Genomic DNA, 11855 nt, shown 5'->3' with positions numbered 1-11855 from the left:
GCTCGCAAGCTCGTCCTCGATCCGAAGATGCTCGCCATGATGCCCGAGCAGTGGAAGACGCAATGGAATAACTTCTTACCGGCCGGCGAAGTCGATCTCGATGCCGTGCTCACGTTCGACGGCACGACTTGGCAACAGCAGGTGACGATGAATTGCTTGAACGTCGGTTTCACCTACCACAGGTTTCCTTATCGCTTCGAGCGCGGTCGAGGAAAGCTTGAATTGCGCAACAAGAATCTGACGTTTCAACTGACGGCTCTCTCGAACACCGAAGAGATGCGCTTCATCGGCGACTTCGAACTCAACGGCCCGAAGACTCACGGCTGGACCGATATCCGCGGGGATGGAATTCGCATCGATGAGCGCTTGTTGCGGGCGATTCCCGAAACGATGCAGCCGTTGGCCCGTTCGATGCACCCGCAGGGACGCTTTAATGTCGCGATGCGGTTGTGGAAGGAAGCACCGGGCGAAGGCCCGATGCGGAAGCGCATTGTCTTAGGGTTCCAAGATTGCTTCGTGCGTTACGACAAGTTCCCTTACCCGATCAGCGGCGTGAGCGGCACGGTCGAAGTGCAAGACGACTTTTGGGTCTTTCACGACGACCTGCGTGGGACCAACGACACGGGCAAAATCACTTGCCGCGGTCAGCTTACGCCGTCGCCCGAGGGAAGCGAATTGATTCTGACTTTTCACGGCGACAACGTGCGCATCGATGAAGAGCTGCGCGATGCGTTGAATCCCGGTGCGCAGCGCTTGTGGAACGATATGAAGCCGCGCGGCATGCTCAAGATCGACAGCGAAGTTCGCTACCGGCTGAGCGACAAGACCCTGCATACGACCGTGCGTGCCGAGCCGATCGAAGATACCGTCAGCATCGAGCCGACTTACTTTCCTTACCGCATGGAAAAACTACACGGCACCTTCACGCTCGCCGATGGCCGCTTGCAAATGGAAAAGCTGCGCGCCGAGCATGGCCGGACGGAGCTATCCGCAGTCGGTGAGTGCCTCGTCGACCCCAACGGCGGCTGGCGGCTGCGACTCGAACGCGTTTTCGTCGATCGTTTGGCCGTCGATCGAGACTTGCTCAATGCTCTGCCCGAGCAGTTGAAGAAAGCGACGAGCTCGCTTGAACCGACGGGAGCTTTCAACGTGCGCGGCGCACTCACGCTCGCCGGCAGCGGAGTCCCGGGCCGGCCCTTGTCGTCGGATTGGAATCTCACGATCGACTGCCACGACAATTCGCTGCGGTGCGGTATCGATCTGCGGGGCATCTTCGGGTCGGTGAGCGTCGCGGGCAGAAGCGAAGGGGGACGATTCGAATCGACCGGAGAGCTTAATCTCGATTCGATTTCGTATGCCGATTATCAAGTGACGGAAGTCCTCGGTCCGCTTTGGATCGACAACGAACAAGTGTTGCTCGGCATGTGGGCCGATCGACGTAAGGGAGAGCAAGCCGAACGCCACGTTACAGGCAAGCTCTACGGTGGCACGACGGTCGCCGATGGTTGGATCGTGCTCGGCGACGAACCGGAGTATGCCTTTCTCGCGACGCTCACGAACGGCAATCTGTCGCGATTCGCGCAAGAGCACATCGCAGGCAATAACAAGCTTAGCGGCGAGATACTGGCGACGGTCGACTTGCGAGGCAAAGGGCGCACGCGCAACAATCTACAAGGACGCGGCAGCATTCAACTCCGCAACGCCGATATCTATCAGCTTCCCGCAATGGTGTCGCTGTTGAAAGTGTTGAGCTTGCGCGCTCCCGACGCGACGGGCTTCACCAAGAGCGACATCAATTTCGTCTTGCAAGGCGAACACGCCTACTTGGAGCGGATCGATTTCGACGGCGATGCGGTGAGCCTGCAAGGTCGCGGCGAGCTGAACTTATTGAACGATCAAATCAATCTCGTATTCCGCACGGTCGTCGGCAGCGATTCCGCGCGGCTTCCGGCTGTGAAGCAGTTGCTCGGTGGAGCAAGTCAGCAAATTCTCCTGCTCCACGTCGACGGCACGCTCAAGAGCCCGCAGGTGCGCCGCGAAGCGTTCCCGGGCGTGAATCAGGTTTTGGAACAGCTCCAAGCGGAACTCAACAGCCCTTCGCCGTTAAGACTGAGCGAAGGGCCGACGCGCGTCTCTCCGCCGGGCAGGTATCCGCTGGATCGCAACTGACGAACCGAAACGAACACTGGTCGTAATCGAATCTTCCCACGTAAAGGAGTCCGCGATGAGTATCGGCTCGCTGGGAATCATCGGCAGCATAGCGGCGACGCCCGCTTCGCAGGCCAAGGCCGGCGTCGACAAGGCGCGCGAAGCGGCCGACATCCAACAACGCGAAGTCCATTCGCAGGCAGCCGCCGAAGATGCCGCAGGCATTGGTGTCACGGATGGCAGCACGGAAACGAGCGATCGAGATGCCGATGGTCGCCGGCTTTACGAAGCGCCCCCCGAAGCACATGGCGACGATGCCGGCGAGAATGTAGAAGCCGCACCGAACGCGATCGATCCCAGCGGGCAAAGCGGCAGCCGGCTTGATTTGAGCGGCTAACGGGGTTTTCAAATCGGCGCGAATCGAAAATAATCAAGACTCGTCGACCGATAAGAACTCCGCACCCAATTAGCTTCTCCGATTCATGCGCTTCACCAAAATGCAGGGCGCGGGCAACGACTATGTCTACGTCGATTGCTTCGCTCAACCGATGCCGGCCGATCCCGCTGCTCTGGCGATCAAGCTCGCCGATCGCCACTACGGCATCGGCGGCGACGGCATCATCTTGATTTGCCCTTCGGACAAAGCCGACGCGCGGATGCGGATGTTCAACGCCGACGGTGGAGAATCGGAAATGTGCGGCAACGGCATCCGTTGCGTCGCCAAGTATGTCTACGACCATGGTCTCGCGCAGAAGTCGCCGCTGAAGATCGAGACCGGAGCCGGTGTGTTGTCGATCGAGCTTGATGTAGTCGACCGGCGCGTGCGCCGCGCGACCGTCGATATGGGTCTGCCGATTCTCGAAGCTGCGCGCATTCCCGTCGCGCTGTCGTCGATCGGTCCGGCCGAGCGTATCGTCGACGTGCCGTTGTTCGACCATGTTTCGCCGGAGCCGTTTGCCGCGTGGCGCAACGCCGCCGGCCTCGATCCGCGAATGACTTGCGTTTCGATGGGGAATCCGCATGTGATGCTTTATTGTCGCGACGTAGCGAAAGTGCCGCTCGAGGCGATCGGGCCCGTGCTCGAGAACCATCCGATTTTTCCTCGCCGGATCAACGTCCACTTCGTCGAAGTGCGCGGCCCGCGCGAGCTGACGATGCGTACTTGGGAGCGCGGCAGCGGCATCACGCTCGCCTGCGGCACCGGAGCCTCGGCCGTGTGCGTTGCCGGCGCACTCACCGGTCGTCACGAGCGCCAAGTTCTCGCGCATCTGCCGGGCGGAGACTTGGAACTGCGCTGGGCCGACGACGACCACCTTTACATGACCGGCCCGGCGGTGGAAGTGTTTCACGGAGAGGTCGACGTATAAGGGATGCGAAACGGATCGCGAAGTGCGACGTCGACGAAGCTAAAAGTCGAGACGCGTTTTTAAGGACACGGATGTTCGATCGATGAAAATCAAAAGCCCTTTTTTGATCAACGCCGCCGGCCTTGCCGTAACGTCGACGATGCGGCGTTGGATGGATACGCTCGATTGCCGTTGGTCGATGTACGATCGCATGGTCGACACGGCGATCGACGATCCGGAGCGTCGGCGCATCTATCTCTTCTGGCACGAATACATTTTGATCCCGCTCGATCGACGTGGGCGAACGAACGTAACGATGTTGCTCAGCCGGCACCGCGATGCCGATGTGCTGAGCCGGATCGCGGCCCATCAGGGCTTCGGCGTCGTGCGCGGGTCGACCTTCGACGGCGGCACCGCTTCGCTGCGCGAGTTGATCCAAGTCTCGCGCCGCAACCATCTCACGATCACTCCCGACGGCCCTCGCGGTCCGCGCCGACAACTTGCCCTCGGCCCGATCTACTTGGCCTCGAAACTCGGCATGCCGATCGTGCCGATGGGTTACGGCTACGATCGGCCGTGGCGCATGAATAGTTGGGACCGGTTCGCGTTGCCACGGCCTTATTCGCGCGCCCGAGCGATCTGGGGACCGGAAATGCAGATCCCCAAGCGGCTCGACCGAGACGGCTTGGAGCATTACCGTTGCGAAGTCGAGCGGATGATCAACTATCTCACCACCGACGCCGAAGCTTGGGCCGAGTCCGGCACGACGCGCGTCGAAGAACGTCGGTTCGAGCGAGAAACGGCGCGGCCGATCGCTAGCGCTGAGTCGGATGCCGACACCGTGAGCCGGCCGATGAAAAGATCACGCAGCCGCAGTGCCGCGTAATTCGACGTGCCGTGGCTGCGTCCGTTAGAATGCTTCGCAGCTCACGCGTTTCATTGAGGCGAACGGTCGACGAGCGCATTGCTCAAGCAGTCCCAGTCGAAGGTGTCTTCATGCGCTCGCGCACCGTTCTGATTTCCTTGGTCATCGCGAACGCCGTCGCGACGATCGCCGTGATCGCATGGGCGGAGCTTTCGCTGGGGGGCTGGAGCTTGTCGTTCTTTTACGACCACCGCGCTTTCGCCGACCCGAAGCTCTCGCAAGTGATGGTCAGCGTGCAGCAATTATGTCGCCGCATCGAAATACCGCTCATCGCCACGAACATCGTGTGGTTCTGCCTAACTTGGTACGCCCTAGCAAAGCCTGGCGACGATTCGCGAATAACTTCTCAATGAAGGCAACTTGATTCATGTCTACTCCGTGGAGCTCGATCCTCTGTTTCGCAATTGCTGCGGTCGTCGGAGCGGTCGGACAGTTTCTCTATAAATCCGGCGCCGACCGAGCGACCGGCAATTGGACGACGTATCTGCTCAACGCACGATTGCTCGGCGGGGTCGTGTGCTACATGGCGGTGATGGTACTGTTCGTCGCGGCCTTCAAACGGGGCGGCTCCCTGGCCGTTCTTTATCCGATTTACGCTTCGACCTTCATCTGGGCGGCGGTGATTTCCTGGTATGTTTACGAGACGCAACTCAAGCCGGTGAACGTTGCGGGAATGCTTTGTTTGGTCCTTGGTATGTATCTCTTGGGAAAGTGAAATGACCGAAGCACCCTATTCGGGCGAACGGCGGCCGATCGCAGCTCGTGAATGGAAGCTTTCTCAACGGATCGCCGAGTTCTTGGCGCGCAGCGGCGCCTCGCCCAACGGCATCTCCGTCGCCGGTGCGGTCTTCGGCATTCTCGGCGGCTTCGCGTTCGCCGCTACTTCGGCGTGGCCTGCTCATGCTTGGTGGCTCTGGTTAGTTGTCGCCGTGATGATGCAACTCCGTCTGCAATGCAACCTTTACGACGGCATGGTCGCAATTGCGACCGGCCGAGCTTCGCCGGTCGGTGAACTTTATAACGATGTGCCTGATCGCATTTCCGACTCGGCATTCTTAATCGGCGCAGGCTATGCCCTACATAGCAACGTGAGCCTCGGTTATGCCGCAGCGTTGGCCGCGATGTTTACCGCGTATATTCGAGCGGTGGGCAAAGCGGGAGGCGCGAGACAAGAGTTTTGCGGCCCGATGGCAAAACAGCAACGAATGGCACTCCTGACCGTCACGGCTTTGCTCTGTGCATTCGCACCGAACGCACGACTGCCGGCGTTCGGCTCCGCTCCGGAATTCGGTATTCTGACCTTAGCTTTATTCGTCATCGCGGTCGGAAGCTTGATCACCTCCGTACGCCGTCTGCTGCGCATCGCCGAACAGCTTAGAGAAACGCCCCTTCGAGAACATCACGAATGAATCGCCAAGCGATCACACGACTCTTCGATCCGCGTACCTTGACCAGCGAATCCGCCACACTCTGGATCGTCGCCGGTTTGGTCATCGTCCTCGCGATCGTTCCGCTCGCGATACGCGGCTTGTCGGCGACCGGAAAGATCGGTGATAAGCTCCGCGGCGAGTTGCTGTTGCGCTACTACGGCTGGCTACTCATCATTCCAACGCTCGTCGTGCCGATTTTGCTCGGGGCCTTCTGGACGATCCTCGGCATCGGGCTTTTGAGCCTGTTTTGTTATCGGGAATATGCTCGGGCGACGGGCTTGGTGCGCGAGAAATGGGTCAGCTTTCTCGTCGTTGCGGGAATCGGTTTTCTAACGCTCGCTGCGCTCGATCACTGGTACGGTCTGTTCATGGCTCTCTCCTCGCTCACGGTCGCCGCGATCGTGGCGTTTGCCGTTTTGCAAGATCGACCGCAAGGATATATCCAGCGCGTTGCCTTGGCGATTTTCGGTTATCTCTTGTTCGGTGTCTGCCTCGGCCACTTAGCCTATCTGGCAAACGACGCTCGCTATCGGGCTCTGATCCTCTTCGTGTTGATCGTCGTCGAGATGAACGATATTTTCGCGTTTTGCTGCGGCAAGACATTCGGCCGACGTAAGCTCTGTCCGAACACAAGCCCCAATAAAACGGTCGGTGGTTCGCTCGGGGCCCTCGTGCTCACGACGCTGCTCGTCGTCGTGCTCGGCCGGTTCGTCTTTGCGTCGACCACCCTGGCGAGCATTCCTCGTTTAGCAGGGCTCGGCGCGCTGTTAAGCATCGCAGGCCAATTCGGCGATCTGACTTTGTCGTCGATTAAGCGCGACCTCGGCATCAAAGACATGGCTGCGACGATTCCCGGCCATGGTGGGCTCTTAGATCGCTTCGACAGCATCTTGCTGGCAGCACCCGTCTTCTTTCACTATCTGCATTACTTCTTAGGCATCGGCTTAGATCAACCGCCGTTCGTATTCACAAGCCTACTGGGAGTCGAGCACGTTTAGCGACGTGTCCGTTGCGATGCAACCTTGGAAATTCGAAACCTCGCGCGATCTCGGTCTCGCGCCGCAAGACCGACTGCGAAGTTTGAAACGGGAAAGCGGTCTGATCTCGACTGTGCTGCATCGCACCTGGTGGAGCGCTGCGCGCGTCTATTTAAAGCTTTGGCATTCTCTCAAGATCGAGGGACGCGAGTTTCTTCCGGTAAAGCCGCCGTTCGTGATGGTCGCCAACCATGCCAGCCATCTCGATGTGCTGGTGCTGGCCGCCTCCTTGGCGCATGCACACCGCGACCGCATCTTTCCGATCGCCGCGGGAGAGGTGTTTTTCAGTACGCCTGCGACCTCGGCCTTCTCGGCGCTGATGCTCAATGCCCTACCGATGTGGCGAAAGAAATGTGGTTCGCATCACATGGAACAGCTTCGCGAACGACTTGTCGAAGAACCCTGCGCGTACATTCTCTTTCCCGAAGGAACTCGTAGCCGCGACGGAGCTATGAGTTCGTTCAAAGCCGGCCTAGGGATGCTCGTCGCAGGCACGAATGTGCCCGTCATACCATGCAGTCTCTCAGGCTGTCATGTCGCGATGCCACCCGACGTGCGACTTCCGCGTCGTCGTCCGATCACCCTGTCGATCGGCGCGCCGCTGTTGTTTCCCGATGTCGCGAGCGATCGCGAGGGGTGGCGGCATGTCGCCGCGAGCGCGGAGCAAGCGGTGCGAACCTTAGCCGGATGCCCCATCGAGAACGGAGCGGAAATATCAAGCCGCGAAATCGAACGAGAGTAAACCTATTCGTCGTGGTGCGCTTGCGAACCGAATCGCGATTCTACGCCACCACGTCGACTTGCGTGCCCAGTAGGTTTTCTCGGTCGAGGCAAATTCGCAGGTTGGCGAGCGGGAGGTCTTCGCCGACGATTCCGCCGGCTAGCAGGCGATCGAGATACATTGCGTTGCCGAGCGGGCGTATGCCGCGAATCTCGAAGCGTGGCTTCACTTGCGTGTACGACGGGTCGCACGCGCTCAAGTGACACGTATCGGTGCGGCATTCGTTGCGCGGCGTGAGGTGATAAGCTACGCGCAGTCGGGCCGTCGGCGTGTGCGCAATCTTGTAGAGTCCCCAAGAGAGAGACGGTGCGGCGGCGGTAACGGAATAGACGGCGTAGTTCATACAACTAGCATAATTAGGCCGACCGTCGGAATCAGCAAAATTCCCCGACAGGCGAAACGCTAGATAAACGACCGAGAAAGGCCACGAAAATCGGCATGGAAACGAACGGTCGTGCGCCGCCGTTATCGCTGCGCAGACGGAGCCGCGCCGTCCGCGAGGTCGCCGGGAATCAACGAAAAGATTACGGCGTCGTGCTGTTTGCCGTGCACGCGGAGGCGATTACGCGCCGTCCCCTCACGCGCTGCGCCGACCTTCGCGGCGACCCGTTGGCTCGGCAAGTTCCCGACGGCCGCGACGATTTCGAGACGCTCCAGCCCGAGCTCGCGGAAGCCGAACCGCGCGACGATCGGCACCGCTTCCGTAGCGATGCCGCGGCCTTGTCGGCTGGTGCGAATCCAATAGCCGAGATTGGCGCGGCGGCGCTGGCGATCGATTTCATTGATCGTGCAACAGCCGACGAATCGGCCGCCGTCCCGATCAAATAAATAAAAGCCGTAGAATTCGCCGGTTCGCCAAGCGTCGTGGCAAATCTTGGCCCACGCTTCGCTCTCTTCGAGCGTCATGCCCGTATGGCACCAGCTTAGCCAACGGCCGACTTCCGCCATCGACTCACGAGCCGCTTCGTAGTGCGCGGCGGCATCGTCGAGCGTCGCCGGGCGCATGACGAGCCGCGGCGTGACGAGTTGAGTAAGAAGCGAAAGAGACACGGCAAAACTTTGGGCGGCGGCTTGAAGTACGGTAAACAGCGACGCAATACTCTGCGCCGGAACTCACCATCGTAAACGATTTCGATCAGAAAAAAAGTCGCAACACCGACTCGACCACGCAGGCCGGCCGCGCCACATCTTCCACCTCGAACGAATGTTTGAAGACCGCCTGAACTCCCTGAGCTGCGGGCTTCAACTCCAGCAAGTCGGAATTCATACGAATTCGCGAGCCGACTTTCACCGGCATCGGAAATCGAACCCGGTTCAGGCCGTAGTTCACGATCATCTTCACGCCGGCGATATGGAACGACGTGTCGGCCAGTTGAATGCAGAGCGACAACGTAAAAAAACCATGCGCACTCGTCGTGCCGTACGGCGACTCCACGGCAGCGCGGGCCGGGTCGCAATGGATCCATTGGCGATCGCCGGTCGCTTCGGCAAAGGCATCGATCCGCGCTTGCGTCACGTCGAACCAGTCGCTGCTGCCGAGTCGTTTGCCGACGAAGCTTTGCAGCTCTTCAAGACCTGTAATCGTCCGAGCGGCCATAGCTGTCTACACAATCGGGGCTGGGGGCATGCGTCGGCGGCGGCGCGGCATTGCCGGCACTAAAACGCTTCGATGCGCAAACATGGTACGGTCGAGAACGAAATCGGAATAGCGATAAGCAGCCGAAAAATCATCGGTAGCCGACATTTTCGCGGAATCAAAACAATCGCCGCCCCCCGGCCGATTCAAAGCGCGGTTGACCGACGAAACGGAATCGCCTATTGGAACGCTCCCATTTCCGCGCCCGCGGAGCGCGCCTTTCCGGCGGCCTCCGCTCGGCGTCGAGATCGACGTCTCGGATCGTTCGAGTTTCGTTGCCGATTTCATGCATATTCCTCACCGCAACCTGAGACCTTTCCACCCGAATGCGGCCTCGGTACGCGCCGCAAAATTGCTCATAGCGGCGATGTTGCTCGTCGCCGGCTTCTTCGGTTGCACGTCGACGCAGTACGTCAAACTGCGCGAAGCGCCGAAGAACCCCCTCTCCGAGCAATTGAGTCTTACGGCGCGCTCCGGCCCGAAACCGTCGGAACGGACGATGCAGATGTTGCGGCGCTACGATGCCGTCGGCGACTTGAAGGGAGACTCGCAACAACTGATTTCGAAGTTCCAAACGATCCTCGAACGAGAACCCTCGATCGACTTGGTTTATACGGTTGCCGAACTGGCTTATGTCGGTGGGAAGAAATCGGAAGCGTCGAACGAGAAAGTCGCGCTCGACTTTTATGAGACGTCCGTCGCCTATTCTTATATGTATCTGTTCGACGAAAAGTTCGGACCGGCCCGAAATCCGTACGACCCGCAGTTCCGCGGCTCGTGCGATTTATACAACTCGGCGCTCGAAAGCGCGCTGCGGATCGTGAAGAAGCGGGGGCAACTCGTCCCCGGCGCGAACCATACGATCGAATCGGCCAATCGCAAATGCAACGTCACGATCGTGCTGAGGCGGCAGACTTGGCAACCCGACGACATCGCCGAGTTCGAGTTCGTTTCCGATTACGAAGTTGCCGGGTTGGCGAATCGCTACCAAAGCTACGGGCTCGGAGTGCCGTTGATCGCGGTGCGCAAGAAGCGGGCCGAAGTCGATGGGGCGGAAAAATACTACCCGCCCGACTTGAGCTTCCCGGTCACGGCGTTCTTGCGGGTCGTGCCTTGCGAGCCGGGCGAGATTCAAGGTGCCGTGCCGAAGAACGTCTTGCTTGAGCTTTACGATCCGTTGGAATCGACGGATATCGAAGTTGCGCAACGTCGCGTGCCGCTGGAAAGCGACATGAGCACGGCGCTCGCCTATTACTTAAACAATCCCGAACTCAAGCTCGACGCCTTGGCGACGATCGGCCTGCTCCGGCCCGACTCGAACAAAGAGCACGCCGGGCTCTATATGTTGCAGCCGTATGAGGCGGGCAAGATTCCGGTCGTGATGATCCACGGGCTTTGGTCGAGTCCGTTGACATGGATGGAGATGTTCAACGATCTGCGCAGCGACCCGACCTTGCGCGACAACTATCAATTCTGGTTTTATCTTTATCCGACGGGCCAGCCGTTTTGGAATTCGGCGGCAGCCTTTCGCGACGACTTAAACGAAGTGCGCAAACGCGTCGATCCGTCGCGCAACCAACCAGCTTTCGATCAGATGGTGCTGGTCGGTCATAGCATGGGGGGCTTGGTGTCGAAGATGCAAACGGTCGAAAGCCGCGACGACTATTGGCACATCGTCAGCGACCAACCGTTTCAAGACTTGAAGACGGACGAAGCGACCCGCGAGAAACTGCAAAAGGTGTTCTACTTCGAGCCGAATCCCTCGATTCGTCGCGTAATCACGATCGGCACACCGCACCACGGCAGCACTTTTTCCAACAGCACGACCCGCTGGCTCGCTAACAAGTTGATCAAGCTGCCGACATCGATGATGTTCAACCGCGAAGAGGTCGTGAAGGAGAACCCGAATTTCTTTCGCGATCCGGCTCTGCTGGAAGTGAAGACGAGCATCGATTCGCTCTCGCCGGAATCGCCGATCTTGCCCGTCATGCTGCACTCTCCGATTGCGCCGGGCGTCAGATATCACAATATCGTCGGCGTGCAATCGAAGCCGGGTTTTCTCAGCAAGGCTTCAGGACGGGGCGACGGTATCGTCAGCTACGACAGCGCTCATCTCGATGGAGCCGCTTCGGAAATCGTCGTGGATGCCGATCACATGTCGATACACCGGCACCCGCAAAGCGTGCTGGAAGTGCGGCGCATTTTGCTCTCGCACTTGGAAGAGGTTCATCTCAACAACGAGCCGCAAGTGCAGCGAGCCTTCGAGCTCGCATCGCCGACGACGGAGAGTGAGATGATTGCTCTGCCGCCGCAAGTTGAGAACTTGCCGGAGAAGCCGGCCGTCTCGTTTCCCAAAACGGCACCGACGCCGCAATCGATCCCCTCGGCCGACCGTTCCGGGCCGACGCTCTTCCCGGGACCGGTGATCCACGGTGCTGCCGCCGGTGGAGCTCGTTAGAGCGCATCCCAAATTGCCGTAGCGCGATCGGCGGGAGTTGAGTAGGCTAGGCGATCACCGGAGGTGATCGATGATTTACTCGAAGGAATTCCGT

Annotated in this window: 13 protein-coding genes; 10 read left to right on the top strand and 3 right to left on the bottom strand. The window is 59.5% G+C overall.

Annotation, left to right across the window (positions count from 1 at the left end; genetic code table 11):
• The 9 genes from K8U03_09985 to K8U03_09945 all read left to right on the top strand — a co-directional run.
• Positions 1 to 2169, top strand: a 2169-nt coding sequence (locus K8U03_09985) for an AsmA-like C-terminal region-containing protein (protein MCE9605216.1), incomplete at its 5' end; no start/stop codon positions are given.
• A gap of 55 nt (positions 2170 to 2224) precedes the next feature.
• Positions 2225 to 2545 carry a hypothetical protein gene (locus tag K8U03_09980; GenBank protein ID MCE9605215.1) on the top strand — a complete coding sequence of 107 codons (321 nt, stop codon included), beginning with the start codon at positions 2225 to 2227 and terminating at the stop codon, positions 2543 to 2545.
• An 85-nt stretch (positions 2546 to 2630) separates the two neighbouring features.
• Positions 2631 to 3515, top strand: a complete 885-nt coding sequence (gene dapF, locus K8U03_09975) for a diaminopimelate epimerase (GenBank protein MCE9605214.1) — start codon at positions 2631 to 2633, stop codon at positions 3513 to 3515.
• Between the two features lie 82 nt (positions 3516 to 3597).
• Positions 3598 to 4380, top strand: coding sequence for a lysophospholipid acyltransferase family protein (locus tag K8U03_09970; protein MCE9605213.1), 783 nt, complete (start codon positions 3598 to 3600; stop codon positions 4378 to 4380).
• Between the two features lie 110 nt (positions 4381 to 4490).
• The gene (locus K8U03_09965) at positions 4491 to 4772 is read left to right on the top strand and encodes a hypothetical protein (protein MCE9605212.1); all 282 of its coding nucleotides are present in this window, start codon (positions 4491 to 4493) and stop codon (positions 4770 to 4772) included.
• A 14-nt stretch (positions 4773 to 4786) separates the two neighbouring features.
• Positions 4787 to 5134, top strand: coding sequence for a hypothetical protein (locus K8U03_09960; protein MCE9605211.1), 348 nt, complete (start codon positions 4787 to 4789; stop codon positions 5132 to 5134).
• 1 nt (position 5135) lies between these two features.
• On the top strand, positions 5136 to 5828 hold the full coding sequence (locus tag K8U03_09955; protein MCE9605210.1) for a CDP-alcohol phosphatidyltransferase family protein: 693 nt from the start codon (positions 5136 to 5138) through the stop codon (positions 5826 to 5828).
• Entirely contained in the window at positions 5825 to 6847 is a 1023-nt protein-coding gene (locus K8U03_09950) for a phosphatidate cytidylyltransferase (protein MCE9605209.1), read from the top strand. The genes K8U03_09955 and K8U03_09950 overlap by 4 nt, the downstream gene beginning before the upstream one ends.
• Positions 6848 to 6863: 16 nt before the next feature.
• The gene (locus tag K8U03_09945) at positions 6864 to 7628 is read left to right on the top strand and encodes a 1-acyl-sn-glycerol-3-phosphate acyltransferase (GenBank protein MCE9605208.1); all 765 of its coding nucleotides are present in this window, start codon (positions 6864 to 6866) and stop codon (positions 7626 to 7628) included.
• Positions 7629 to 7668: 40 nt separating this feature from the next.
• Here the strand turns inward: K8U03_09945 and K8U03_09940 are convergent, their stop codons facing one another.
• From K8U03_09940 to K8U03_09930, 3 genes are all read right to left on the bottom strand, one after another.
• Positions 7669 to 8010, bottom strand: coding sequence for a hypothetical protein (locus K8U03_09940; GenBank protein MCE9605207.1), 342 nt, complete (start codon positions 8008 to 8010; stop codon positions 7669 to 7671).
• A gap of 122 nt (positions 8011 to 8132) precedes the next feature.
• Positions 8133 to 8717 carry a GNAT family N-acetyltransferase gene (locus K8U03_09935; GenBank protein ID MCE9605206.1) on the bottom strand — a complete coding sequence of 195 codons (585 nt, stop codon included), beginning with the start codon at positions 8715 to 8717 and terminating at the stop codon, positions 8133 to 8135.
• Positions 8718 to 8802: 85 nt separating this feature from the next.
• Positions 8803 to 9264 carry a MaoC family dehydratase gene (locus K8U03_09930; protein MCE9605205.1) on the bottom strand — a complete coding sequence of 154 codons (462 nt, stop codon included), beginning with the start codon at positions 9262 to 9264 and terminating at the stop codon, positions 8803 to 8805.
• A 325-nt stretch (positions 9265 to 9589) separates the two neighbouring features.
• Between K8U03_09930 and K8U03_09925 the strand changes: the two genes are divergently transcribed.
• Positions 9590 to 11761: a hypothetical protein gene (locus K8U03_09925; protein MCE9605204.1), complete on the top strand. Its 2172-nt coding sequence runs from the start codon at positions 9590 to 9592 to the stop codon at positions 11759 to 11761.
• Positions 11762 to 11855 lie beyond the last annotated feature (94 nt).

Source organism: Planctomycetia bacterium (assembly GCA_021413845.1).
Classification (GTDB): domain Bacteria; phylum Planctomycetota; class Planctomycetia; order Pirellulales; family PNKZ01; genus PNKZ01.
Note: the sequence above shows the minus strand (reverse complement) of the source record. Positions and strands in the feature narration are given on the sequence as shown.

Excerpts from the sequence above, each read along its gene's own strand:
- K8U03_09965 (MCE9605212.1), top strand. The coding sequence starts at position 4,491 with ATGCGCTCGCGCACCGTTCTGATTTCCTTGGTCATCGCGAACGCCGTC.
- K8U03_09950 (MCE9605209.1), top strand. The coding sequence starts at position 5,825 with ATGAATCGCCAAGCGATCACACGACTCTTCGATCCGCGTACCTTGACC.
- dapF (MCE9605214.1), top strand. The coding sequence starts at position 2,631 with ATGCGCTTCACCAAAATGCAGGGCGCGGGCAACGACTATGTCTACGTC.
- K8U03_09960 (MCE9605211.1), top strand. The coding sequence starts at position 4,787 with ATGTCTACTCCGTGGAGCTCGATCCTCTGTTTCGCAATTGCTGCGGTC.
- K8U03_09930 (MCE9605205.1), bottom strand. The coding sequence starts at position 9,264 with ATGGCCGCTCGGACGATTACAGGTCTTGAAGAGCTGCAAAGCTTCGTC.
- K8U03_09940 (MCE9605207.1), bottom strand. The coding sequence starts at position 8,010 with ATGAACTACGCCGTCTATTCCGTTACCGCCGCCGCACCGTCTCTCTCT.
- K8U03_09980 (MCE9605215.1), top strand. The coding sequence starts at position 2,225 with ATGAGTATCGGCTCGCTGGGAATCATCGGCAGCATAGCGGCGACGCCC.
- K8U03_09925 (MCE9605204.1), top strand. The coding sequence starts at position 9,590 with ATGCATATTCCTCACCGCAACCTGAGACCTTTCCACCCGAATGCGGCC.
- K8U03_09955 (MCE9605210.1), top strand. The coding sequence starts at position 5,136 with ATGACCGAAGCACCCTATTCGGGCGAACGGCGGCCGATCGCAGCTCGT.
- K8U03_09945 (MCE9605208.1), top strand. The coding sequence starts at position 6,864 with ATGCAACCTTGGAAATTCGAAACCTCGCGCGATCTCGGTCTCGCGCCG.
- K8U03_09970 (MCE9605213.1), top strand. The coding sequence starts at position 3,598 with ATGAAAATCAAAAGCCCTTTTTTGATCAACGCCGCCGGCCTTGCCGTA.